Source organism: Collinsella sp. CLA-JM-H32, from assembly GCF_040098165.1.
Lineage (GTDB): Bacteria > Actinomycetota > Coriobacteriia > Coriobacteriales > Coriobacteriaceae > Collinsella.
The window spans coordinates 26,516-51,664 of the sequence record NZ_JBBNMZ010000006.1 but is presented as its reverse complement, the minus strand read 5'-3'; the positions used below and the strand labels follow the sequence as shown (position 1 = coordinate 51,664).

Below are 25,149 nucleotides of genomic sequence, written 5' to 3'. Positions count from 1 at the left end.
TCCTTTTGCGCTTATGCGCAGGCTAGCTTACTTTTTGCGGGCAAGCTCACCGATGTTGGCGATGCCGGAGAAAACGGCCTCGAAGCGGTTGAGCAGCTTAAGGCGATTATCGCGGAGCTGTTCGTCCTTGTCCATGACCATAACCTCATCGAAGAAACGGTCGATGGGCGCGCGCAGGGCGGCGAGGGCGGCAAATGCGGCCGGGTAGTCCTCGGCAGCAAGGGCAGCATCGACAGCAGTCTGAGCAGCCTCGGAAGCATCGGCAAGCGCGAGCTCGGCCTCGCCCATCAGGCTGCGGTCGTACTCCGCGCCCAGCTCGGACTTGGAGATATGCGCGGCACGGGCATAGGCCGTAGCCAGGTTGTCAAAGGTCTCGGCATCGTTCTTGCGGGCCTCGTCGAGGGCGGCGCAGCGGGCGAAGAAGACGGACGGGGCGATGATGTGCACCGCAGAGACGGCGGCAACGGTATCGGCCGGGATCTTTTCGTCGCGGGCCATGCTCACCAGGCGGCCATGGAAGAAGTCGCGAACCTGCTGGGCGACCTCGGCGGCGTCGAACTCAATGCCCTGCTCGCTATAGAGCTCGAGGGCGAAGTCGATGAGCGATGTGGGGTCGATCGGCAGACGGTCGCGCAGGATGTTGATGATGCCGATAGCGGCACGACGTAGCGCGTAGGGGTCGGAGGAGCCGGTCGGGGGCTCGCCAATGGCAAAGATACCGGCGATGGTATCGAGCTTGTCGGCGCAGGCCACGATGCAGCCAGCGGTGCCCTCGGGCAGCTCGTCACCGGCAAAGCGGGGACGATAATGATCGCGAATGGCGTGGGCGACCTCGTCGTTCTCCCCCATCGCGGTGGCGTAGTAACCGCCCATCACGCCCTGCTGGCTCGTGAACTCGACGACGGCGTTGGATACCAAGTCGGCCTTGCACAGGTGCGCGGCGCGAGCGGCATCGGCGGCCAGGTGGGCGCCCAGATGGGCCTCGCGAGCGATGGCAAGCGCGAGTTGCTCAATGCGCTCGGACTTGGCGAGCACGCTACCGAGCTTCTCCTGGAAGGCGACCTTGGCCAGACGCTCGCGGAACTCGTCGAGGGAGATCTTCAGGTCCTCCTCGTAGAAGAACTTGGCATCGTCCAGACGGGCGCGCACAACGCGCTCGTTGCCGTCGATCACGCGCTCGGCGTTCTCGGGCTTGCTATTGGAGACGACCACGAACTCACACGTGAGCTTGCCCTCGCCGTCATAGATCGGGAAGTAGCGCTGGTTGGTGAGCATGGACTCGCAGATAATCTCGTGCGGGACCTTGAGGAACTCCTCATCGAAGGTACCGACGAGCACCGTCGGCCACTCGCAGAGGTTGATAACCTCCTCAAAGACCTTCTTGGGCGTATCGACATGGCAGCCGGGACGGGCAGCCTCGACCTCGGCGATACCGGCAAGGATGGCCTCACGACGACGCTCGGCAGAAAGCACGCCGGCGTCCTCGAGCACCTGCTCGTAGACGGCGGGGCTGGCAACCACATGATCACCGGGGCCAAGCACGCGATGACCACGCGTGGTGTTGCCGCTCGTCACGTCGGCAAACGACACGGGCACAACATCCTCGCCCAAAAGGCAGCAGATCCAACGGACCGGGCGCACGAACGTCACGTGCTCGTGACCCCAGCGCTGGCTGCGGTAGTTGGGCCACTGCAGGCCGGCGATGGTCTTCTCGCACAGAGCGGTCAGAATCGGCGTAGCCGGTGCGGAGGGAATGTTCTTCTCGGCGAACACATACTCGCGACCGTCAGTATCCTCGCGACGGACCAGGTCCTCGGCAGCCACACCGCACTTGCGGGCAAAGCCCTGGGCGGCCTTGGTGGCGTTACCGTCAGCGTCGAAGGCAATGTTGGCCGCGGGGCCACGCTTGACCTCGTGAACCTCATCGGTCGCGGTGGCGACGTCGGCAACGAGTGCAGCCAGGCGACGCGGACTCGAGATCACGCGGACCTCGCCGTGGGCCAGACCGGCCTCGTCGAGGCCCTTGGCGATCATGGTGCCAAGCTGCTTGACGGCATTGTTCAGCGGTGCAGAGGGCATTTCCTCCGTACCGATCTCAAACAGGAAATCCTTAGCGTCTGCCATGGCTTACGCCACCTCGCCTTCCTGGTCGGCATTCTCGTTGACTCCGGCGACCTCGGCCATGTAGGCCTCGCAGCACGCCTTGGCGACGGCGCGGACGCGCAGGATGTAGTTGGCACGCTCGACCGCGGACAGCGCGCCACGGGCATCGAGCAGGTTGAAGGCGTGGCTGCACTTCATGACGCAGTCGTACGCCGGCAGCGGCAGCTTGCGCTCCAGACAGGAGTGGCACTCGGCCTCGTAGTCGTCAAACTTCTGACGCATCATCTCGACGTTGGCAACCTCAAAGTTGTAGGCGCTGAACTCGCGCTCGTTCTCGAGGAACACGTCACCATAGGTCATGGGCGTGCCGTCGGGCAGGTAGCTCCACACCAGGTCGTAGACCGAGTTGACGCCCTGGGCGTACATGGCGATACGCTCCAGGCCATAGGTGATCTCGACGGGCACGGGGTCGACCTCGATGCCGCCCACCTGCTGGAAGTACGTAAACTGCGTGACCTCCATGCCGTTGAGCCAGACCTCCCAGCCAAGGCCCCAGGCGCCAAGGGTCGGGCTCTCCCAGTCGTCCTCGACAAAGCGGACGTCATGGTCGTTAGGGTCCAGGCCGATAGCGGCAAGAGACCCCAGGTAAAGCTCCTGGGCGTTTACCGGCGACGGCTTAATGAGCACCTGGAACTGATAGTAGTGCTGCATGCGGTTGGGGTTTTCGCCGTAGCGGCCGTCGGCAGGACGGCGGCAGGGCTGCGCATAGCAGGTGCGCCACTCGGCGGGACCGAGCGAGCGCAGCGTGGTCGCGGTATGGAAGGTACCGGCACCGACCTCGGAGTCATAGGGCTGCATAATGACGCAGCCCTGCTCGCCCCAGTACTGCTGGAGGCGCAGGATGATGTCTTGGAAGGAAAGCGATGAAGCGTTCATGCCTCTAATATCCCCTCGTCGAAACGATTACACGGTTAGGTACTGTACTATAGCGGTTTTTAGTCGATAGCGCCGATGCGGTTGAGCGGCCAGTAGCGCACAAGCGCCACAGCGATCAAATCAGAGCGATCGACGGGACCAAAGTAGCGTGAGTCGGCAGAGTTTTCGCGGTTGTCGCCCATCACCCACACGCACCCGTCGGGAACCGTGTAGGGATAGCTTACCTGAGCGCCGGGCGCTTGGACCGAAAGCGGCCAGCTCATGCCCGTCGTATAGTCCTCGTCGAGCGCTTGGCCGTCAACGACCACCTTGCCATCCTGCAGGTCGACCGTCTGGCCGGCCGTGGCAATAACACGCTTGACAAGAACATCATGCTCGGAGGTGCCATCGGGGTTGTGAAACACCACGATATCGCCCTGCTTGACGGGCTGACCGAGCTCGAGGCTCACCTTTTGTGCCAGGATCTGGTCGCCAATCTCGATCGTGGACTCCATGGAGCCGGTGGGCACCACAAAGGGCTCGACCACAAACGAGCGAATCAAGAAGGTGGCGACCAGTGCGATCGCGATGACCGCGATCCACTCAAAAGCGCCCCTCAACGCGGAATGCTGCGATGGAACCATTCTCACTCCTCGCTCTGCGAATACGAAGCGTCAAGGATCTCTTGCGCGTAAGCGCGCTCCTCGGGCGTCAGCCGCGCCGTCTCGATCAGATCGGGACGCCAGCGGCAGGTGCGCTCGATGGCGTTCTTGCGACGCCAGGCATCGACCTTGGCGTGATCGCCGCTCACGAGCACCGGCGGCACGCCCTCGCCGTTGAACTCGGCGGGACGGGTGTACTGCGCGTACTCGAGCAGGCCTCCGTCCTCGGCGGTCGAGAACGACTCGTCCACATTGCTCATCTCGTCGCCCAGGGCGCCGGGAATCAGGCGTACGACGGCATCGGCAACGACCATAGCGGGAAGCTCGCCGCCCGTAAGCACGTAGTCGCCGATCGACAGACGCTCATCGGCATACGCATACGCACGCTCGTCGACGCCCTCGTAGCGACTGCACACAAACAACAGACGCTCACTTTTGAGCAGGCGCTCGGCCACATGCTGCGTAAAGGGCTCGCCACAGGGGGTAAAGAACACCACAGTGGGCTTGGGACCCTCTGCGCTAATGGCCTCGATGGCCTCTGCGATAGGCTCGACCTTCATGAGCATGCCCTGCCCGCCGCCGTACGGCTCGTCATCGACGGTGCGATGGCGGTCGTGCGTCCAGTCGCGCAGGTTATACGCCTTAAAATCAAAAAGGCCGGCCTTGCGGGCGCGGCCCAAAATCGACGTGGACATGACGGGCTCAAACATCTCGGGAAAGACCGAAAGGGTCTCAATCAGCATGTTGTCCTCCCTACTTGTCCATATCGATCAGGCCGTCCATCACGTGGACGGAAATTGTTCCTGCATCGGGAAGATCGAGCACGACCTGCTCGATCACGGGAATCAGTACCTCGCCGTACCGATCACCCTCGACAACCCAAACATCGTTAGCGGGCGTCGACATGATCTCGACAATCGTGCCGAGCGAACCGAAGCGCTCGTCGACCACCTCGCGACCCATCAGGTCGGTATAGGCAGCATCGAGCGAATCGAGCTCAAAGTCGTCACGATTTGCCAGCACGTAGCATCCCGTGATGCCCTCGGCGGCCGTCAAGTCGTCAATGCCCTCAAACGAGACCAGATCGCCATCGCCCGTATCGGTGACGGACACGACCGTGCAAAAGCGGTCGCGCTTGAGCACCGGCGGCGTCAGGGCAACGCGCATACCCGGCTCTAATACAGAAGGAAGCCCCCGCAGCGGCTGCGCGAGGACCTCCCCCTTCCTTCCGTGCGGCTTGACCACACGGGCGATGTTTTTGTACTGGGACCTCAAGGTCCTAGCCCAGAACCTCTACCTCGACAGCAGTGTCGAGGCGAGCGGCCAGTGCACGAGCGAGCGTGCGAATGGCCTTGATGGTACGGCCACGACGGCCGATGACCTTAGCGACGTCATCCTCGGCGACCGAAACCTCAATCGTAGAGGCGTCGTCACCATCGATGACCTCAAGGCTCACGGAATCCGGGTCGTCGACGATCTGAACAACGAGATATTCGACGAGATCGGCGATGCGATCTGAGAGCATTGCCTCACCCTCGAGCTGTGCAGCGTCAACCTCAGGCACGATTTACTCCTCGGCGCCCTCAGCGGCCTCAGCGGCAGCCTTAGCGGCCTCGGCCTCTTTGGCGAGCTGCTTCTTGGACTTCTTGACGACGGTCTCGGTCTTCTCGCCCTCGTTGGCGGCCTTGACCAGAGCGGCGACGGCGTCGGTGAGCTGAGCGCCCTTGGACTGCCAGTCGGCGATCTTCTCGAGGTCGAGGTTGATGGTCTTGGGGGCGGTCATCGGGTTGTAGCGGCCAACCTCCTCGATGATACGACCGTCACGCGGGGCGCGGGAATCGGCGACGACGACACGGTAGTACGGACGCTTCTTAGCGCCGTGACGAGCAAGGCGAATCTTGACTGCCAAAGGAAACTCCTCCAACCAAGCAGCTTTAGGCTGCAACTACAAACAAACAGTTGAACATAATACGCCATCGACGCGGGCAGGTGAAGTCCGTGAGACCAACTTCTTCGGTGTAGTCGAGGGCAAATCCATATCTTAGACAAGAATTCGGGATTTGCAAGCACATACACGCACCCCACATGAGCTGCGCGGTATACTCATGACATGGAAAGACGCGAACATACATACGGTTATGAGGATGCCACGGGCGTCACGCCGCCTCCCTGGACGGGTCCGGCGGTGGGCCTCATGGACCTCGATGCGTTTTTTGCGAGCGTGGAGATGCTCGATCATCCCGAATGGCGCGGCAAGCCGCTCATCGTGGGCGGAGACGCCGATTCGCGTGGCGTCGTGTCCACGTGTTCGTATGAGGCACGTCGCTTTGGCGTGCACTCTGCCATGGCCTCGGCCGAAGCGCGGCGCTTGTGCCCGCAAGCCATTTGGACGCACGGGCACTTTGATCGCTACCGCGAGGTGAGCGCGCAGGTCATGGCGATTCTCGCCGACGAGACCCCGCGCGTCGAGCGCGTATCCATCGACGAAGCCTTTATCGATATCACACCGGGTCGCTTTGCGCCCGAAGACCCGCTGCTGGTTGCGCGGCGTATAAGCGACCGCGTGGCAGGGCTGGGAGTGACCTGCTCCATTGGCGTGGGCTGCAACAAGACGGTCGCAAAAATCGCAAGCGAGCGGGATAAGCCGTTTGGGCTGACCATCGTGCGCCCCGGAACCGAGCAGCGCTTTTTGGCCGCGCTGCCGGTATCTGCCATGAGTGGCATCGGGCGCTCGGCCGAGGAGCGACTGCGCCGCATGCGCATCTACACCCTCGGCGAGCTATCACGTGCACCGGAATCCACCTTGGCCTCTATTTTTGGCGTCAACGGCGAGCACATGCGCCAGCGTGCGCTGGGACTCGAAATCTCCGAAGTCACGAGCCTCGATGAAGAGCGCGAGGTCAAGTCGGTCAGCAATGAACGCACCTTTGCTAAAGATTTAACTGAGCGTGGGGATATTGAGGCGGCGATTGCGCTGTTGGGAGAGTCAGTGGGACGCCGCCTGCGCCGTCAGGGGCTGACGGGTGCCACGGTAACGCTCAAGCTTAAGTATTCGTATGGCAGCGGGCGTACGGCACAGCGCCGGCTGCCTCATCCGACCGACGATGAGAACATCTTCGTGGCGGTTGCACTCGAACTGCTCGACAACATCTGGCAGGATGGCATGCATGTTCGCTTAGCGGGCATCGGCATGAGCGACTTTGACCATCGGGGCGGCATCCAGACCGACCTGTTCTGCGAGATCGATGACCGCGGAGCCCAATCCAGCGACCGCCGCGACCTCTCCGTCGCCATCGACGCCGTCCGAGACAAATTCGGCGACACCGCCCTATCCTTCGGCCGCCAATCACGCTTCAATAACTAGTCTTTTTTGGACGGGGGGGTTGCTGCCTTCCGCCCGACACGGCATTGGTAGTCAATTTGGGACGGGGCTATTTTAGCTACCCCTATATATCGGTTGAGATTCATTCGGCCTAATTCATTCACCGTCAGCCAAAGGGTAGCTAAAATAGCCCCGTCCCAAATTGACTACCCCGGATGTCCGGTTTGCCCGCCGCAACAAAACTCTGTCCCAAATAGCTACTGATCGAGCTTGACCTTCTGAATCGTGCAGTGACCGATGCCCGTGAGGCGCACGATCTGCTTTATCGAAAAGCCCTCGTTTTTGAGCGTACGGATGTAGTTGTCGCGCACGGCTTTGGGCAAAGCTTTAAGGTGGTGAGGCTCATACGGTTTAAGGAGAGCCTGTGCAAACTCCAGTGCATCTATGTCGCTCACATGAGCGCCGTCACGGAAGCAATATCGATTCGGTTCTCCCGAGGTACTGAAAGCAAAAAATCTCTGAGAATCTCCGAGCAAACCTAGCACACATTCAGTCATACAAATACCCGGGTATCCCATATATTCGCAAAAACTGCTCCAACGATATAGTGAAGCAGTCCCAATCCTGGCTTTCGCAGGATTATCGTGAATATATCTCACACAGTTGAGCAGCTGATCATCGTTAAGAATCGGCACGCTCTTAAATCGATCCTGAAAAACTGGTCCCTTCCGTCCGGTTTTCGCGTTGAAATACATCGCATATGCAGTCGTAACAGAGTGCATGCAATCGCTCAGGTGAACATGTTCATCATCTAGCAACAAGTGAATATGGTTGTCCATAAGGCACCAAGCAATGATATTGACGTCGTATTTTCGGCATTTCGAGGCAAGCAACCGAATCAAATATATCCGATCATCGGCATCCTCAAATATCAGCTGACCACCACAGCCCTTTTGGACGACATGGTAATAGCCGTAAACAGAGATTTCCCGCGCGGTCCGAGTCATACGCATCTCCTCCTCTACAGATAACAAATACGTTACCCGAGTCGGAAAGCTAAATATCACGCAATGAACCGCAACTCGCTTCTATCGGCGAACGGTAGGTAGTAGCTAAAAAAGCCCCGTCCCAAATTAGCTACTTTGGGCAAAAAGAAAGCCGGGTAGCTGCGGAAAACCGCAACTGCCCGGCGATATGCGTGAGGGTAGCTAAACCCCGTCTCAAATGAGCTACTAGAGGAGATTGAGGGGGAGCTGGGGGGCGTCTCCCCAGAGTTTCTCGAGGCGGTAGAAGTCGCGGGCTTCGGGAGTGAAGACGTGGACGACAACCGAACCGTAGTCCATGAGCATCCAAGTCTTCTGCTCGCGGCCCTCGATGGAGAACGGATGCTCGCCGCAAGCCTCGGCGACCTTCTCCTCGATCTCGTCGACAATTGAATCGACCTGGCGGTTGTTGGCACCGGTGGCAAGCACAAAGTAGTCGCACACATCGGAAAGCTCGGTCAGGTCGAGCACCTGAACGTCCTCGCCCTTCTTGTCGTAGGCGGCCTGCGCGGCGGCGCGGGCGACATCCTCGGCGGCGACACCGCTCGCGGACAGCGAGGCGGCAGTGCGGTCGGACGTGGCGGCGAAGCTCTTGTGCTCCACGCCTTCAAGAATCTGCTCGTCGGTCATGGTCTCGTCGGCCATGGAATACCTCTTTCTAGACAGCCCGAGCTAGCGCAGCTGGGCGTAATGGTTGTAAATCGTAATAGCCGTGGGATAAAGATAGCGCCCGGACTGGATCACATAGACCAGACCCTGCGCAAAACAGGAGAAGAACAACTCATCGAGCGTCGACTCCCCCACCATCTTGCGCAGCGCATGGGCATAATCGCCGTGGCGGTTGGGTTCGATGGCATCAGCCACAAAGACCACCATATCGAGCGGCGTCATGTCGCAAGCGCCCACGGTGTGACGGTCGACAGCCTGAAAGACCGCCGGCGACAGCTCGGGAAAAAGCTGCGGAAGTTCATAGGCGGCAACAGGGCCATGCAAAAGCGGCGTCGCGGCGGAAGGAGAGCCGGCAATCTTAATGCCGTAATGCAGAGCGCGCGTGACCAGCTCATCGTCGGAGAGCACTTTGTCCCAGTCATGGATCAGGCCGGCGGCAGCGGCATCAAAGCGGTCAACGCCGTAGACCTCGGCCAGATGAAGTGCGGTCTCGGCAACACCCAGCGAATGCACATAGCGCTTGCGCTTATCCTTCATGCGAACATCAAGCAGCTCTTGAATGCGCTTGAGCAGCGCGCGCTCATCGCCCTCAAACTGATCCTCTACCGACAACGTAGACCCCCATCACTCAAAATCTTCTTGGCCCAAATCGGCATATAGCCTGCGTTTGCGAATGTAGCCGAGCACGGACTCGCTCGTAAGATAGCGCACGCTCATACCGCGGGCAACTCGCTTACGAATGTTCGTCGAGCTGATCGCCAACGCTGGAATCTGAATATAGCGCACGTCGAACGGCAGCCCCGACTCTTTGATTCGGGCACGCGCCGTATCGATATCAAAGCCCGGTCGTGTCGCCGCAATAAAGGTAGCAAGCTCAGCGATTCGTTCGGCATCATGCCAGGTCACGATATCGATGATCGCGTCGGCGCCCGTAATAAAGTAGAGCTTTACCTGCGGCGGGTAAAAGTCGCGAAGGGCATGAAGCGTATCGGCCGTATAGGTTACGCCCGGGCGGTCGATCTCGAACCGGCTCGCCAAAAAAGCCGGGTTCGCGGCGGTGGCGAGGACCGTCATGGCATAACGGTCCTCGGCAGGCGTCACCGGCTTGTCAAGCTTAAAGGCAGGAGAACCCGCCGGCATAAAGAGCACAGCGTCCAAGTCGAGCGACTCGCGCGCCTGCTCGGCGGTCACCAGGTGCCCGTAATGGATGGGATCAAAGGTGCCACCCATAATGCCGAGCCTAAACTCCTGCCCGTCCTCTAGAGGAAGCTCGGGCAGACCGATTCCACCGCGCAGCGACATGGCTTACTCGCCCTCCGGTGTCTCGGTATCGCCCGCGGCATCCGCCGCATCGACAACCTCGACTCCCTCATCCGCAGCATCGGCCACGTCAATGGCTTCAACGGCAACGTCCTCGCCAGCATCCTCGAGCTCCTCGTACTCCGAGAAGTCCTCGGCGCCCTCAAAGTCAAAGGCGCGCTGGCAAATGCGGACCTCGTCGCCCGCACGGCAACCGGCCTTCTCGAGCGCGTCGTCAACACCCATACGCGCAAACTTATGCTGCAGGTAAATGACGGCTTCCTCGTTTTCCCAGTCGGTCTGGATGACCATACGCTCAATGGCACGACCGACCACGCGGAAGGCACCGGGCTCTTCCTGAACAATGCGGAAACGCTTCTCACGCTGCAGGCGACGGCGCTCCCACTCATCGTCGCGCAGAACGACCGGCTCATCCGAGACAGCCAACTCGGCGCGCAGCTTAGCCACCTGCTCGCCCACGGCAAGCATCAGCGTGTTGAGGCCGGCGCCCGTCACGGCAGACACGGCAAAGAACATATGTCCATCGTCGAGCGCTGCGCGCTTGAGGTCGGCAATCTTGTCGGCCGTGCCCGGCGCATCGCACTTGTTGGCAACGACGATCTGCGGACGCTCCGAAAGCTCGGCGCCATACTGCTCGAGCTCGCGGTTGATGATGTGGTAATCCTCGACCGGATCGCGATCCTCAAAACCACCCGTCATGTCGACGACGTGCATGATCAGGGCCGTACGCTCAATGTGGCGCAGGAACTGGTGACCCAGGCCCTTACCCTCGCTCGCGCCTTCGATAAGACCGGGGACGTCGGCAACGACGTAAGAATATTCACCGGCACGCACCATGCCGAGGTTCGGCACGAGCGTGGTAAACGGGTAGTCAGCAATCTTGGGACGGGCGGCACTCATGCGCGCGATGAGCGATGACTTACCCACGGAGGGAAAGCCCACGAGCGCGGCATCGGCCATAAGCTTCATCTCGAGCTCGATCCAGTGCTCCTCGGCCGGTTCGCCCAACTGGGCAAAGGCCGGAGCGCGACGCACCGACGTCACAAAGTGCGTGTTGCCCAGACCGCCGGCACCGCCGGGCGCCACGACGACGCGCTCGCCGTCGTGCACCAGGTCGGCAATCTCAAACATCGGGGTCTGCGTCTCGGGATCGAGCTCGCGCACCACGGTACCCATAGGGACCTTGAGAATCAGGTCCTCGCCGCTCTTGCCGTTACGACGGGCACCCTGCCCGTGCGTGCCGCGCTCGGCGCGAAAGTGATGCTTAAAGCGGTAATCGATCAGCGAAGACAGCTGAGCATCGGCCTGGATGACGACATTGCCGCCACGACCGCCGTCGCCGCCATCGGGGCCGCCCTTGGGGACAAATGCCTCGCGCCTAAACGACATGCATCCGGCTCCGCCGTCGCCGCCGCACACGTTAATGCGGCTGATATCGGTGAACTGTGACAACAGAATCGCCTCCTACAAAAAAGAGGGAGACCCTTGAATCCTAAAACTCAAGTGCCTCCCACATATGTGCTCTATGAAGGGTGAATTACGCGTTCGCGAGCGGGCGTACGCTGACCCTGTGCTTGATACCCTTGTGGAACTCAACGGTACCGTCGACCAGCGCGAACAGCGTGTCGTCCTTACCACGGCCAACGTTCTCACCCGGGTGGATGTGCGTGCCGTGCTGACGGACGAGAATCGTGCCCGTGGTTACCGTCTGGCCGGCATAGCGCTTCGTGCCAAGGCGCTGACCGCGGGAGTCACGGCCATTACGGGAGGAACCGAGTCCTTTTTTGTGTGCCATTGTGTATACCTACTCTTTCGTTACGAGTGTAATCTACTCGGCGACGGGAGCCTCGGCAACAGCCTCAGCCTCTGCCTTGACAGCCTTCTTGGCGCGGGAGGTAGCCTGAACCTTAACGATCTTCAGCTTGGTGAGCTGCTGACGGTGACCCTTCAGACGACGATAGCGCTTGCGCTTGTGGAACTTGAAGACCAGCTGCTTCTCGCCCTTGAACTGCTCAACGATCTGAGCGGTAACCTTGGCCTTGGCCAGCTTGTCGGGATCGGTGACGATCCTCTTACCATCGTTGAGGAAGATAACCGGCAGGGTGACCTTGTCGCCCTCATTGCCCTCGATCTTCTCGACGGTGATGACATCGTCGGTGGCGACCTTGTACTGCTTGCCGCCCGTGTTAACGATTGCGTACATGTTTACTTGCCCTTCATGCATCAGTTAGTGCAACAGCCGAATATAGTAGCAGGCGAAAATACCCCCGTCAACGAGTATGTGGAGCAAATCCACAAGTTCGCACAGGTATGGGGCTGACGAGTCGGCCCTCGTCGTCCTCGCATGCTTGATTCTGACGCTCGACATCGTAGGAGCAGATGGTCACGAGGTCTTGCATACCGGTGGAAACAATAGGTGCATCCACGCCCGGGGTCAAGCCCTGCAACAAAACATCAGCAGCAGAAAGCAAAATTTCCGGACGCATGGAGCCCTCGTTGTCGGCATGGGTGTCGAGCATGAGCACCAAATGGTCCGGGCGCTCCCCCGCCGTGAGCTCATAGCCCACGAGCGTGTGATCCAAATCCAAGCGCTTGCTCTTTTTGCCGCGCGCGTAGTCGATGCCGTGGCCCGCGCGCAGCGTGTCGATCGCACGACGCACCTCGTCGGCGCTTACGGGCGCCTCGGGATCCAAGTGCAGGTCGATGCGATACGACAGGCGCGTGAGCTGCGCCGTCAACGCCGGCGTGCGCACGTCGATGTACGCCGCCTCGATGGGCGCCAGATCGGCCGGAGACGCCGCAGCCAGGCGCCCAAACGCCTCGTCGAGCGCCACGAACTCGGTCATAAACAGGTCATACCACTCGCAGGTCGACGACGTACCCACCGGCAGCGCCGAAGAGAAGCCCACGCGCATGTGCGGAGAGAAGCCCTGCGTGACGGCATAGGGAAGTCCCGCACGGCGCACGATGCGCTCAATGGTATGGATTACTTCGAGATGGCCCAGGTACTTAAGGCGATCGCGCTTGCCATAGCGAACACGAAGCCTAAAGAGCGAGGGGTTGTCGGTCAGGCGCTCACTCATGCGCGATCACCCATCAATACATTCTTGGCGTGGAGCGTGGGGCAGATCCCGCAGCCGGTGCACGACGTGCGGGTACAGTCGGGAGTCGTGACGCCCTCGAGCGAGCGACGGTACTCGCGCTCGAGGAAGCCGCGCGTGCAGCCGGGGCTCACGTGCTCCCACGGCAGGCGCCAGTCCAACTCGTAGGGCAGGTGCACGAGCTCATTGAGGTCGATGCCGTTTTTGGCAGCAGCTTCCTTCCAGTTATCGAGCGAGAAATGCTCTACCCAGGCGTCAAAGCGAGAGCCCGAGCGCCAAGCATCGATGATGACGGGCGTCATGTCACGACCGGCGCGGGAAAGCGCGGCCTCGATGAGCGAGGTCTCGGCATCGTGGTAATGCACGCGGACGGCACGGTTGCGAACGCTCGTGATAAGCAACTTCTGGCGACGCTTGACGTCGTCGTAGTCGAGCTGCGGGCACCACTGGAACGGCGTGGCAGCCTTGGGGATAAAGACCGAAACCGAGATGGACACCGAGATCGAGCCGCGACGAGCCTTGGGCACCACGGAACGACCGAGCTCCAGCACGTGATCGGCCAGATTGGCGATGGCCACGATGTCCTCATCGCGCTCGCCGGGAAGGCCCATCATAAAGTAGAGCTTCATGCGGTTCCAGCCGGCCTCGAAGGCCGCCTTGGCCGCACGGTCCAGGTCCTCCTCGGTCACGTTCTTGTTAATGATGTCGCGCATGCGCTGGCTGCCGGCCTCGGGCGCGAACGTCAGGCCGCCCTTCTTTTCGCCGGCGACCGACTCGGCCATATCCACGCCAAACGAATCCAGGCGCTGCGACGGAATAGACACGCGTATACCCGTATCCTCCAGGCGACGGTTGAGCCTGCCGAGCACGTCGCGAATGCAGGAGTGGTCGGTCGTGGAAAGCGAGGTCAGCGACACCTCGTCATAGCCGGTCTTTTCCAGACCCTGAATCACCGACGAGACGATCTGGTCGGCCGAGCGCTCGCGCACCGGGCGATACGTCATGCCGGCCTGGCAAAAACGACAGCCGCGGGCGCAGCCGCGCAGGATCTCGATCGACAGGCGGTCGTGGACCAGCTGCGCATAGGGCACGCACGACTGCGACAGCGGATTCGTGGCGCCGAAATCCTCGACGACGCGCTTGTAGACCACGGTCGGCGCATCCTTGCCCTCACGCGGCACGGTGTAGCCATGCGGCGAGCAGGGCTCGTCGTGACGAACCTCATAGAGCGACGGCACGTAGTTGCCGGCAATGGATGCAAGCTGCTCAACAATCTGCGCGCGCGGGACTCCTTCGTCACGCAGGCGGCGATGCAGCTGACAGGTCTCGAGCAGCGATTCCTCACCCTCACCGATGAGGATGGCATCGAAGAAGGCCGCGTACGGCTCGGGGTTGTACACCGAGGGACCGCCGGCGATGATAATGGGGTCGTCCTCGGTGCGGTCGGCCGCTAACAGCGGAATGCCAGCGAGGTCGAGAGCCTCGAGGAAGTTCGTCACCGCCATCTCGTGCGGCACATGCAGACCGACGATATCAAACGAAGCGACCGGCGCTGCACCCTCGAGCGAGAGCAGCGGAATACCCGCCTCGCGCATGGCATCACCCATATCGGGCCACGGCACATAGCCACGTTCGCAGGAGATGCCCTCGGCCTGGTTAAGGATGTTGTAGAGGATGGCGATGCCCTGGTTGGGCAGACCGACCTCGTACACATCCGGGTAGATCAGGCAGCAACGGTAGTCGGCATCGGCCTTGGAAAGCGTGCCCCACTCGTGATCGATATAGCGACTCGGCTTCTCGACCTTGGCGAGCAACGGCTCAATTAAATGAAAACAGTCTTGGTATGCAACGCGCAACGGAAAACCCCTAAGCAGCGAGATCTGATGCGTCCTGATAGGACGCCATAGGACGGGTAGCGCCCGCGACCGTGGTTACGAGATCGCGAACGCGGGAGAACGTAGCAGTAACCACCTCGTTGGCACGACTGTAGTCGACATCGCGCTCGTAGAGCGAAACGAGCGCACGGCCCATGCCATAGGTGCCCGCGGCAGCAGTGAGCGCCTTGACGGCAAACCCAATATGCGGCGTCTGCTTGACAAGTGCGCGGGTGACCGCTCGGATCACAAGACCGCCGGCAAGCACGCCCGCGACCTCGTAGCCGCGCTCAGGCTTAATGCCGCGTCCAAAGACGGCAGCGAGCTCAAAGAGCATGCCCACCTGCGCCAGCGCCATAACGGGATAATCGGCGCCCGGCAAAAACACCAGCGCGCCGGTCGCCATATTGGTGAGCGCGCACGAGGTGATGATACGATTGGCCGCCGCGATGCGCATGAAGGCAAAGTTCGCCGCAAAAGCCGTTTCCTTGTCGGTGCGATCGAGAATCCAGCGGGCAAGCGTCTCGAGCAGATACGTCTTATCGGTTGCCGCTACCACGCCGAGCATGGGCGTAGACTCCTCGATAAACGGCACCTCCACAGCAGACTCGGCAAGCACGCACACGGGCGCACCGGCGATCACGAGCTCCTGCACGGCACTCTCCAAGCGGTCGGAACCACACGAGAGCACCAGCACCACATCGGTATCGGTCTTTGGAGCAATTCGCTCCTCCCCCAGACGCTCGACGCGCACAATGCCCGAGGTCGTCTGCGGCACAAAGGCGTCACGCACCGTCTCGGCCAGAAAGCGCGAGGCGGACGAATCCAGATAGACCGAGACGCGCACCGGCGTATCGGAATCCTTCTTAACGGACGCGCCCATCTTAAAAGCGCGGGTCAGCTTATCTACGGGAATTTTCATAGCAAACCCCTCCAGCGGTTACGCGGCGCCCGAACGATGCCGCCATATGGATTGTACGATACCCACCGTCAGCAGCTGGATCATCATCGAAGACGAACCAAAGCTAATAAACGGTAGCGGAATACCGGTAATCGGCATCATGCCGATGCACATGCCGATGTTCTCGAAGGTCTGGAATGCCCACATGCCGACGATACCTACGCACGACAGACGCAGGAACAGCGACTCACACTTAAAGGCGACGCGAATCGTCGAAAAGATCAGCAGCACGTAGAGGCACAAGAGAAAAAAGGAACCGCAAAAACCAAAGGTCTCGGAAAGGAAGGCGAAGACGAAGTCGGTGTGGAACTCAGGCAGAAAGCCGCCGGCCGACTGCGTCGCATGCCCCAGGCCCTTACCAAAGAAACCGCCCGAGCCGACCGCGATCAACGACTGCTGCAGATTGTACGCATCGTCCGAATCGGCATTATCGGGGTCGATAAAGACCGTCAGACGGTTCATCTGATACTGCTTGATGAGCACATCGTGGCCAAGCAACGAGTCAAAGACCGAATCGAGCGCCAGGACGAGGGCCACCAGGCCCACGAGCAGGGCCAGGGTCGACAGCACCCATTCGCGGCGTGCACCGCTCATACAGATGACGATGGCGCCCGAAACCAGCACGACCAGGCCCGAGCCCAGGTCGCCCATGGCAACGACGGCCAAAAACGGAATGGACAGCATGCCGCAGAGCTTGACGTAGTCGCGAACGGTATCGATGCGACCGTTATACTGCGAGCCAAGCGTAGCAATAAAGAAGATGGTGATGAGCTTGGCAAGCTCAACCGGCTGGAATGTCAAGCCGATACCGGGAATCTTGATCCAGCCCGTCATGCCCAGACCGCCCGTATAGGACAGACCCGGAATCTTGGGCGAGAGGATCACGATCAGGTCGATGACGAGCAACGCCGTCGAGAAATTGGAAATACCGCGCAGGTCGGAGCGCCAGACCAGCACCGCCAGCACCGCTCCGATGCCAATTCCCAGCAGATGGCGTGAGAACGAAGCATCGGCCTTAAACTGCGAAGCCGACCAGATAATGATGGCACCGTAGGCGACGAGCGCCACAGTAGCCACGAGCACACCGATATGCACCTTTTGGCGAAACGTGCCGCGCGAGGCCGAAAGTTGCTTGTTGACGCGGTCCAGGCTGCTGCGAGAGCCGGTCTTGGTTGAACGGAACAGATCCGCCGGAGAAAAATCCATCGCAACCTCCTATCGAACCGAAGAATCGCCCGAAGCCGAAGAGGTATCGGGCTCGTCATAAATCACGCCGAGAACGTCACGCACGACATGCATCGCGGTATCTGAGCCACCGCCGCCCTGCTCCAGGACGGTAGCGATGACATACTTGGGGTCATCGGCCGGTGCATAGGCGCAGAACCACGCGTATTCGTCCTCACCACTTTTCTCGCCCGTGCCCGACTTGCCGTATACCTGCGGCGTCAGGGTGCCAAAGTGAGCCGCCAGGGACGTCGATGCCGTGTAAATCACGTCGTGCATGCCGTTGCGAACAAGAGCCAAATCCGAATCGCTGTTGATCTTGGCCTCCAGGCGCTTCTTCTTGCCCTTGCCGTTGTACTTATAGGCATCGCCGTCGCCATCGCGCGACACGGCAGACAAAAACACATGAGGCACGTACTGTTTGCCGCCGTTGGCAAGACCCATATAGGCACACGCCATCTGCAGGGGCGTCACCAGGATGTCACCCTGGCCGATGGCAATGTTGGTCATATCGCCGGCATTCCACTTGCGGTCCTCGGCAGAGGCGTCGGTGAAGTACGACTCTTTCCACTCGGCATCGGGAATACGGCCCGCGCCCTCACTCGGCAGATCGATACCGCAGGTTTTGCCTAGACCCCAGCGACGAAAGACCTCCTGCAGGCCCTCGGGATGTTGCTCGTCATAAAAGAACGCCTTGCCCATGTCGTAGAAGACAGGGTCGCACGAGTTGGCAATACCCGACTGCAGCGTCATGGTGCCGTGGCCAGACGTCAGCCAGCAGCGCTTGCCCCAAGCCTTGCCCAGGCCCGTCCAATAGCCCGTGCAGTTGGTTGTCTGCGTTGAAGTGTAGGTTCCAAACTCAAGACCGGCCAGTGCCGAGAGCGGCTTGATGGTCGAAGCCGACATGTACTGTCCGCTAATGGCGCGGTTGAGCAGCGGGTGCGAACCCTTGTCATCATTGAGCTCGGTCCACACGTCATTTGAGACGCCGCCGATAAAGACGGACGGATCGAACTTGGGCTCGCTCGCCATGCCCAGGATCTCGCCATTGTTGGGATCGAGACACACCACAGCGCCGTTGCCGGCATTGCTGTAGCCAGTGGTCTTGGCAAGCTCGATAGCGCTCGCCAGCGCCGTCTCGCAGGCCTGTTGGATCTTAAGGTCGAGCGTGAGCTTAATGTCGGAGCCGGCCTTCGCGGGCACGGCGCCGGCCTGACCGGTCACATTGCCCGAGGCATCGACCTTGACGGTCTGCTCGCCACGAATACCCTGTAGCAGGTTTTCGTAGTAGCTCTCAACGCCCGCCTGGCCCACGATATCGCCCGACTGGTACGTAATCTTGCCAGCAGAAGCATCATCATCGCCAGAGGTTTTCTTATTCTGGGCCTCGAGCTGCTCGGAGGTAATGGTGCCGGTATAGCCCAAGATATGGCATGCCGTCTCGCCGTATGGATACTGGCGCTCGGTACGCTCGGCAATCTTGACGCCCGGGAACTCGCCGGCATGCTCCTGAATATAGGCAACCGTGGAGCGACGGACGTCCGTCGCGATGGTATGCAGGCTCTGAGCGCCCTCTGTATTGTCCTGAATATTACGAAGGACCGCCACGTAAGGCATTCCAAGCACGTTGGCAAGATGGCGAACCAGAACCTCATCCTCGGCAAGGTCGCGGTAGGCCACGACAGCAAGTGAGGGACGGTTCTGGACAAGCGCCACGCCATTGCGGTCGAGGATGCGACCGCGCACAGCGGGTGTTGTAACGGTGCGAGTCTGATTACTATTGGCCTGCTTCTCGTAATAGTCCGATGAGACCATCTGCATGCCCCACAGCTTGACGGCAAGCGCCGCAAACATCGCGCCCACACCCGTGGTGAGGATGGAAAAGCGGCCCTTAAAGGCGGTCGACGCGGTATTGCCCTCGCCCTCGGTGGCGCGCGGGGCCGTTCCATGCTGCGTATCGTAGGTAAAACGGGAATCGCCACGACGCATGACGACCAGCGCGACCACGATGGCCACAACCAGCACGATACCGGCGATAATAACCGTCATCTGGGAAGACATCTACGGGCCTCCCCTATTTGAGCTTGCGGGTCTTGGGCTTAAAGCGCATACCCGTCTGGCGTCCGCCACGTGCGGAGAATCCATAGCCGGACTGCGGCACGACGCCGGACATCAAAAACGGAATGGCAACCAGACCCGTCAGGATCGAGGACGGCAGCGCATGGCCGAAGATCGCCACGACAAAGCTCGTCTCCAAACCCATAAACAGCAAGATGATGCTGTAGATCACATTAATGACGAGCGCAAAGGCGCCCACGGTGACGCCGCGCGCACTCGGGGTACCGCCCGTCTGACCGACGGCGCTGTGCACCAGGGCAAAAGAACCCACGGTCAGCAGGAGCGACATAACGCCCACCGGCACGGCAGCGGACAGGTCATAAAACAAGCCGCTGCAAAAACCGCACACGACGGCACGGGTCGGGTCGCCCGAGAACACGCTTAGGCACACCAGGATAATCATGAAGTTGACGCGACCTCCCGCAATGGAGATCTGCGGTGCCAGGCCTGCCTGCAGCAGCACACACACAATGGCGGCGATTACAAACGTGCGGGAGCTCATCCCCTGCTCGTGTAGATCCATGGACATGCCCCCTATTCGCTCGAGCCAGAATCGGTCGTCTCGGACGTGTCGGAACTGTCATCCGAGCTCTCGTCCTTCGTCTTGGTCGCAGCATCGCGCGACGTTCCCTGCGGCGTGCTGTTGGCCGTGCTCACGTCCTCATCCGAGGCCGACTGTTCGTCGGTCAGCGAGGTGATGACCAGCACTTCCTCGTTGTTCTCGGCCGTGGTCTGAGCGCGCACCACAATGGTGTAGTACACGTCGTTTGCCGATTTCTCAACCGACGAGACGGTGCCAAGCGGAAGGCCCTTGGGGAACACGCCACCGATGCCAGAGGTCACGATGATGTCGCCAACCTTAACATCGGAGTCGACGCTCACGTACTCAAGACGCAGCGTGCCGTCAGCCTGACCCTGCAGCATACCCTGGGCGCGCGTGTCCTGCACCATGGCGGACACGCCCGAGTTCTCGTCGCCAATCAGGCGCACGGTAGAGGTCTTGGCCGATACCTCGATAATCTGGCCGATAACACCGGCAGAACTCGTCACGGGCATGTTGATGGTAAGGCCGTCGGCAGAGCCCTTGTCGATGGTAACGGTCGAGGTCCAGGCATCGCCGGAGGCACCAACGATACGAGCTGCGGTCGATTTGAGGTTGTAGGTCGATTGCAGCCCGACCAGGCCCTCCAGGCGCTCGGCAGTCTTTTGAGCCTCAGAAAGCTCGGCGACCTTAGAGGTCAGCTCCTCATTTTGCTTCTTGAGCTCGTCGAGCGTGTCCTGCGACGCCGTTAGGTTAGAGAACACGTTGCCAATCGCATTGAAGGGAGCCGCCACAGCCGAGCCCACAAAGCGCACCGGAGAGGTAATCGTCGTTACGCCCGAACGCACGGCATGAATCGGCCCTGCCTCGCCCTCGCGGATGTAAAACGTGAGCAGCAACACCGAAATCAGGCTGAAAACAATCAACGGGCGCATACCCGTTGATTGTCGCTTGGTATTCAGATTTGTGGAGAAACCCGAAGATCGTGCCAAATGGAATCCACCTTTTGGAAATTAAGCATTGGTCTGGACGAAGCCGCCATCAAACGCATTGGCCTCGAGCACGCGGGCACAGCCGTTAACGACGTTATCGAGCGCCGTGGGGCTGACGTTGACCGAAACGCCGGTCTCATCGCGCAGGCGCACGTCGAGACCGCGCAGCAGCGCGCCGCCACCGGTCAGCAAAATGCCGTAGTACATAAGGTCAGAGGCAAGATCGGGCGGCGTGGCATCGAGGGCGTCCTTAACGGCCTTGGCCATCTCGTCGAGCGGCTTGTTGAGCGCGCGACGGATCTCCTCGCTCTCGATGCGCACGGTCTTGGGCAGACCGGTGATCACGTCGCGGCCGTTGACCTCGACGTCGAGCTCGTCCTTGAGCGGCACGGCGGAGCCGACCTTGATCTTGATGTCCTCTGCCGTACGCTCGCCGATGGCCAGGTTGTAGGCATCACGAACGTGCGTGAGGATGGCCTGATCGAACTCGTCGCCGGCAATACGGATGGACTGCGAGACGACGATGCCGCCCATAGCGATAACGGCAACCTCGGTGGTACCGCCACCGATGTCGATGACCATGGAGCCGGTGGGTTCCTCGACGGGCAGGTCGGCGCCGATAGCGGCGGCCATAGGCTCTTCGATCAGATAGGCCTGGCGAGCGCCGGCCTGGATCGTAGCCTCAAAGACGGCACGCTTCTCGACCGACGTGACGCCGGAGGGAACGCAAACGACAACGCGCGGACGCGGGGTCCACGGATAGCGCTTCTCGGAAGCCTTGTCGATAAAGTAGCGAAGCATGGCCTCGGTAACATCGAAGTCGGCGATGACGCCGTCCTTCAGGGGACGAACGGCCACGATGTTGCCGGGCGTACGGCCGAGCATGCGCTTTGCCTCGATACCGACCGCCAGGATGCGCTCGTCGTTCTTGTCGATGGCGACAACAGAGGGCTCGCGAATGACAATGCCCTTGCCGCGCACGGAGACAAGCGTATTTGCGGTGCCGAGGTCGATGGCAAGATCGCCCGCATAGCTACCGAAGAACATATCCATCAAAGAAAACAACGCAACTCCTGATGTGTTGGATGATTGCTGGAAAACTACTAGCTCATCATACTAGCGCAAGCCCGGCACCTCACTTGCGGTGAAGCACCGGGCAAAGCTAAATCCCATAAGGTCACTACTGGTTGTCAGCAGCCGAGAAATCCATATCGAGCGAGGAAACGGCCCAGCCGATATGGTTGTCGGAGCGCACGAATTTGACGGTGTACTCCTGCTCGCCGCCCTTGGACAGCGATGCCTTCACCTTGGCGGTCGTCTCGGTCATGGACTGATCCATGCCCTCGACGGACACGGTGGCACCCTGCGGAATCGAGGAGATGATCATAGACTTGGCGTCCTCGGACAGGCTCGATGCAAGGCAAGACTCGGCCTTTGCGGTGTCACCGTCGCCGGCAGCCTGGAACAGATCGGTGATAACCGACTCCTGCGAGGGGAAGCCAAAGCCGCGCGTGTAAGCAAAGCCCAGACCGCCCGCAGCAATCAAAATGAGCAGAAGCAGCACGATGAAGACTTTGAGACCCGTGTGGCGATGGCGACGACGGACCTTGGCCTGCTTACGATCCTGACGGTCCTGCTGGACCATCTCGGACTCGGACAGCGTAAAGAAGCCGGTGTCCGAGGGATCGGGCATAAACTGACCGGTCGCGCCCGTAGGATCGAGCGGATCGACGGCAGGAGCGTCCATCGCGGGCGCCGGAGCCGTGGCCATAGCCGTCTGGGCAGACAGTGCGGCAAGCGAATCATGCACGCGGGCAAGCTCATCGGCCTGCTCGGAAGTGAGCTGGTAGATGCCATCGGCAGTAGCGGCGTTAAAGGCGTCGAGTGCGTCGGAGGGACGGCCGGCGGCAGAAAGCGCCTGACCCATGCCGGCATTGAGCGCACGCGTGTCGTCGCGGGGGCCGGCAAAGTCGATAGCCGTGCGGTAGGTCTCCACGGCATCCGCCGGACGGCCGAGCTTAATGAAGCAACGACCGAGCTCGCCGAGTGCGGCGGCAGGAGCCGGATTGGCGCCGTCGATGGCAGCCTGACGGAAGGCAGTACCCGCGTTGGCATAATCGCCCGACTGGAACAGCGTATTGCCCAGGCCCAGATAGGCCTTGAACGGCGTGGCATAGGAAGCATCCTGCGTAGCAGCAGAGAACGCCTGGGCGGCCGTCGTGTAGTCGCCCACGGCGGCGAGCGCCTTGCCGCGGTTGGTGAGCAGCGCGCCGCGCTTGCCGTAGGTGCCGTCGTTGAGGGCGGCAGCATAAGCCTCGGCGGCCTCGGCATACATGCCCAGGTGCATCAAGGCGTTGCCACGAAGGTGATCGGCCTCGCCCATAATCTCATCGGGAGTCTTTGCCGCCCCAAGCATCTGGGCTGCAGCGGAAAAATCACCCGCGCGGTAAGCGGCGCGGCCCTGTTGGATCAGCTGGCTATTCAAGGAAGTCCCCTTTACTCGTGAACGATCTCGACATGGACGATCTCGTCGCCGGCACGCAGCTGCGAAATCACATCGAGACCCTCGACCGTGGTACCAAAGACGGTGTAACCGGAATCGAGGTTATGCTGGGCGCCCAGGCAGAAGTAGAACTGCGAACCCGCGGAATCGGGGTCCATGGAGCGTGCCATGGCAAGGGCACCATCGACATGGCTGTTGCGCGGATTGGTGGCAAACTCGCCCTTGATGCAGTAGCCGGGGCCACCGGTACCGGGCATGCCGTCGGGGCCCTCAAGACCAGCGGCGACGTCGGCGCCGGACATATCGCGGGTATTGGGGTCGCCGCCCTGGATGACAAAACCGGGCACATAGCGATGGAACTTAAGGCCATCATAGAAGCCCATCGTAGAAAGCTCGCAGAAGTTCGCGACATGAATGGGAGCACCCTCGCCGTCAAACTTGACCTTGATGGTACCCTTCGACGTCTCGATAACGGCGCACTCGTCGCCGGCAAGCTGATACTCGGGCGTGTAGAGCTCTTTCTTAAAACCAAACATGTGGTTCCTTCCTCGTGCGTTTAAAGCATATTTGTACGAATTGTAGCAATAAGCATGCGCTTACATCAATTGCGCACGTAGGTTATGCCGACTATGGCGAACTAATTTTAGGAACGCTGCTGCGGCTTCCAGGAGCCCACGTTGGCGTCGTACTGATTAAGCGCGCTGTTGCCACTCTGAGCGATGGGCGCCAGGATCTCGCTTTGGTGAGAACTCATCGACTCGCCATCGGGAATGGCCAGCGAGATGTCCCAACTCTGGCAGATCACGTCGACGCGCTCATACATCCACTCGGCAAGCTGCTTTAAGTGGGCAATGTCGTCCGCATAGACCGTATCGTCCTGGTACTTAAGGTTGCTGAGCTCATCTTGCGTCTTTTTAATCTGGTCACGCAGGGCGTAGGCACTCTGCGACAGCTCCTGACGGGTGGACAGCGGCGTTCGGAGATAGCCGTTGTTAAAGGAATCGATGACCTCGCCGATCTGGTCCTCGTCACCGTAGGACACGATGGTCTGATACAGACCGTCGAGCCTGGTATAGAGCTGATCATCGGTGAGCACGGTTTCTTCCTGGACCACCTCGGCAGAATCGTCTTGCTTGGTATCGTCCTCAGTCGCCTCGCCTTTTTGGCGCGTGGGGAAGGTGGTTTGTGCAGCTTGGCCAAACTGGTCGTAGAAGCCAGGCATGACACCCATGGGATCGGTCGTCACGAACCAATAGGCACCGCCGCAAACGACGGCAAGGACCGCGATGACGATGAGCGGCTTGGGGATATGACGCTTGTGCTTGTGATAGGCGTCCTCGTCGGAATGCACCTTGCGCTTGGCTTTTTGAGCATCGTCATGCAGGGAAACGGGCGTGGGAATATCGACCTTGGGGATACCGAAATCCTTATCGAAAGCCGGCAGCACGCAGGTCTCATTGGGGTCAGCGGCGTCCGAAAGCACCGCAGCGGCAGAGGTCGGCGCATGCGGCACCTCGGTATCGATCTGCTCTTGCGTTAGGCGCGGAAAGCCCGCCGTGCGGCCCGCTGCCAGGTCGGATGCGGCCGCGTCCTCGGAGAGGATACCCGGAGCGGGGCGTCCGCATTTGGGGCACGTACGATCATGCGGAGAAAGACGGGCACCGCAGCCCTCACAGAACACGAACTCAGTGTGCTCGGGGCCATCGCCCGGACCCACATAGGCGTTGCAGTAGGGGCAGAACGAGGCGCCGTCCTCGATAGTCTTAAGGCAATGCGGGCAGATCACGGCATCCTCTTTTCG

Annotated in this window: 26 protein-coding genes; 1 reads left to right on the top strand and 25 read right to left on the bottom strand. The window is 60.6% G+C overall.

Annotated elements, in window-relative coordinates; translation table 11 throughout:
• Window positions 1-27: 27 nt before the first annotated feature.
• The 7 genes from glyS to rpsP are packed head-to-tail and all read right to left on the bottom strand — an operon-like array spanning window position 28 to window position 5,589.
• Window positions 28-2,124: a glycine--tRNA ligase subunit beta gene (gene glyS, locus AAA021_RS04980; RefSeq protein WP_349088257.1), complete on the bottom strand. Its 2,097-nt coding sequence runs from the start codon at window positions 2,122-2,124 to the stop codon at window positions 28-30.
• 3 nt (window positions 2,125-2,127) lie between these two features.
• Complete coding sequence (locus AAA021_RS04975; RefSeq protein WP_006236091.1) at window positions 2,128-3,039, bottom strand: glycine--tRNA ligase subunit alpha; 912 nt, start codon at window positions 3,037-3,039, stop codon at window positions 2,128-2,130.
• Between the two features lie 59 nt (window positions 3,040-3,098).
• A complete protein-coding gene (lepB, locus tag AAA021_RS04970) occupies window positions 3,099-3,662 on the bottom strand; it encodes a signal peptidase I (RefSeq protein ID WP_035138578.1) in 564 nt (187 codons plus the stop codon).
• 2 nt (window positions 3,663-3,664) lie between these two features.
• On the bottom strand, window positions 3,665-4,423 hold the full coding sequence (gene trmD / locus AAA021_RS04965) for a tRNA (guanosine(37)-N1)-methyltransferase TrmD (protein ID WP_055285126.1): 759 nt from the start codon (window positions 4,421-4,423) through the stop codon (window positions 3,665-3,667).
• A gap of 10 nt (window positions 4,424-4,433) precedes the next feature.
• Window positions 4,434-4,925: a ribosome maturation factor RimM gene (gene rimM, locus AAA021_RS04960; RefSeq protein ID WP_349088303.1), complete on the bottom strand. Its 492-nt coding sequence runs from the start codon at window positions 4,923-4,925 to the stop codon at window positions 4,434-4,436.
• Between the two features lie 34 nt (window positions 4,926-4,959).
• Entirely contained in the window at window positions 4,960-5,205 is a 246-nt protein-coding gene (locus AAA021_RS04955) for a KH domain-containing protein (protein ID WP_171021534.1), read from the bottom strand.
• Between the two features lie 42 nt (window positions 5,206-5,247).
• A complete protein-coding gene (gene rpsP / locus AAA021_RS04950; protein WP_022094749.1) occupies window positions 5,248-5,589 on the bottom strand; it encodes a 30S ribosomal protein S16 in 342 nt (113 codons plus the stop codon).
• 201 nt (window positions 5,590-5,790) lie between these two features.
• Between rpsP and dinB the strand changes: the two genes are divergently transcribed.
• Window positions 5,791-7,044, top strand: coding sequence for a DNA polymerase IV (gene dinB / locus AAA021_RS04945; RefSeq protein WP_349088255.1), 1,254 nt, complete (start codon window positions 5,791-5,793; stop codon window positions 7,042-7,044).
• 215 nt (window positions 7,045-7,259) lie between these two features.
• Here dinB and AAA021_RS04940 read toward each other — a convergent pair whose 3' ends face one another.
• From AAA021_RS04940 to AAA021_RS04855, 18 genes are all read right to left on the bottom strand, one after another.
• Entirely contained in the window at window positions 7,260-8,009 is a 750-nt protein-coding gene (locus AAA021_RS04940; RefSeq protein ID WP_349088254.1) for a transposase, read from the bottom strand.
• Between the two features lie 225 nt (window positions 8,010-8,234).
• Window positions 8,235-8,690 (bottom strand): ribosome silencing factor, encoded by a 456-nt coding sequence (gene rsfS / locus AAA021_RS04935; RefSeq protein WP_250787751.1) that lies wholly within the window; start codon window positions 8,688-8,690, stop codon window positions 8,235-8,237.
• Between the two features lie 27 nt (window positions 8,691-8,717).
• Window positions 8,718-9,251 carry a bis(5'-nucleosyl)-tetraphosphatase (symmetrical) YqeK gene (gene yqeK, locus AAA021_RS04930; protein ID WP_193221482.1) on the bottom strand — a complete coding sequence of 178 codons (534 nt, stop codon included), beginning with the start codon at window positions 9,249-9,251 and terminating at the stop codon, window positions 8,718-8,720.
• Window positions 9,252-9,338: 87 nt separating this feature from the next.
• Window positions 9,339-10,016: a nicotinate-nucleotide adenylyltransferase gene (gene nadD, locus AAA021_RS04925; protein ID WP_055285119.1), complete on the bottom strand. Its 678-nt coding sequence runs from the start codon at window positions 10,014-10,016 to the stop codon at window positions 9,339-9,341.
• Window positions 10,017-10,019: 3 nt separating this feature from the next.
• The gene (gene obgE, locus AAA021_RS04920) at window positions 10,020-11,486 is read right to left on the bottom strand and encodes a GTPase ObgE (protein ID WP_349088252.1); all 1,467 of its coding nucleotides are present in this window, start codon (window positions 11,484-11,486) and stop codon (window positions 10,020-10,022) included.
• A gap of 85 nt (window positions 11,487-11,571) precedes the next feature.
• Window positions 11,572-11,829, bottom strand: a complete 258-nt coding sequence (gene rpmA / locus AAA021_RS04915) for a 50S ribosomal protein L27 (protein ID WP_006236075.1) — start codon at window positions 11,827-11,829, stop codon at window positions 11,572-11,574.
• A gap of 33 nt (window positions 11,830-11,862) precedes the next feature.
• Entirely contained in the window at window positions 11,863-12,237 is a 375-nt protein-coding gene (gene rplU / locus AAA021_RS04910; protein ID WP_349088251.1) for a 50S ribosomal protein L21, read from the bottom strand.
• Window positions 12,238-12,304: 67 nt separating this feature from the next.
• Entirely contained in the window at window positions 12,305-13,117 is an 813-nt protein-coding gene (locus tag AAA021_RS04905) for a TIGR03936 family radical SAM-associated protein (protein ID WP_055285117.1), read from the bottom strand.
• Window positions 13,114-14,991 (bottom strand): TIGR03960 family B12-binding radical SAM protein, encoded by a 1,878-nt coding sequence (locus AAA021_RS04900; RefSeq protein ID WP_349088250.1) that lies wholly within the window; start codon window positions 14,989-14,991, stop codon window positions 13,114-13,116. The genes AAA021_RS04905 and AAA021_RS04900 overlap by 4 nt, the downstream gene beginning before the upstream one ends.
• 10 nt (window positions 14,992-15,001) lie before the next feature.
• Complete coding sequence (locus AAA021_RS04895) at window positions 15,002-15,931, bottom strand: hypothetical protein (RefSeq protein ID WP_006236071.1); 930 nt, start codon at window positions 15,929-15,931, stop codon at window positions 15,002-15,004.
• An 18-nt stretch (window positions 15,932-15,949) separates the two neighbouring features.
• Complete coding sequence (locus AAA021_RS04890; protein WP_195568686.1) at window positions 15,950-17,176, bottom strand: FtsW/RodA/SpoVE family cell cycle protein; 1,227 nt, start codon at window positions 17,174-17,176, stop codon at window positions 15,950-15,952.
• A gap of 9 nt (window positions 17,177-17,185) precedes the next feature.
• Window positions 17,186-19,255 carry a penicillin-binding protein 2 gene (mrdA, locus tag AAA021_RS04885; protein ID WP_349088249.1) on the bottom strand — a complete coding sequence of 690 codons (2,070 nt, stop codon included), beginning with the start codon at window positions 19,253-19,255 and terminating at the stop codon, window positions 17,186-17,188.
• Window positions 19,256-19,268: 13 nt separating this feature from the next.
• Window positions 19,269-19,835, bottom strand: a complete 567-nt coding sequence (locus tag AAA021_RS04880) for a rod shape-determining protein MreD (RefSeq protein WP_022094761.1) — start codon at window positions 19,833-19,835, stop codon at window positions 19,269-19,271.
• Between the two features lie 11 nt (window positions 19,836-19,846).
• Window positions 19,847-20,788, bottom strand: coding sequence for a rod shape-determining protein MreC (gene mreC / locus AAA021_RS04875; protein WP_082421788.1), 942 nt, complete (start codon window positions 20,786-20,788; stop codon window positions 19,847-19,849).
• Between the two features lie 78 nt (window positions 20,789-20,866).
• Entirely contained in the window at window positions 20,867-21,898 is a 1,032-nt protein-coding gene (locus tag AAA021_RS04870) for a rod shape-determining protein (protein ID WP_006236061.1), read from the bottom strand.
• Window positions 21,899-22,025: 127 nt separating this feature from the next.
• Window positions 22,026-23,330 (bottom strand): tetratricopeptide repeat protein, encoded by a 1,305-nt coding sequence (locus AAA021_RS04865; protein ID WP_349088247.1) that lies wholly within the window; start codon window positions 23,328-23,330, stop codon window positions 22,026-22,028.
• 11 nt (window positions 23,331-23,341) lie between these two features.
• Window positions 23,342-23,884, bottom strand: a complete 543-nt coding sequence (locus AAA021_RS04860) for a peptidylprolyl isomerase (RefSeq protein ID WP_006236059.1) — start codon at window positions 23,882-23,884, stop codon at window positions 23,342-23,344.
• Window positions 23,885-23,991: 107 nt separating this feature from the next.
• Window positions 23,992-25,134 (bottom strand): zinc ribbon domain-containing protein, encoded by a 1,143-nt coding sequence (locus tag AAA021_RS04855; RefSeq protein ID WP_349088246.1) that lies wholly within the window; start codon window positions 25,132-25,134, stop codon window positions 23,992-23,994.
• Window positions 25,135-25,149: the final 15 nt, after the last annotated feature.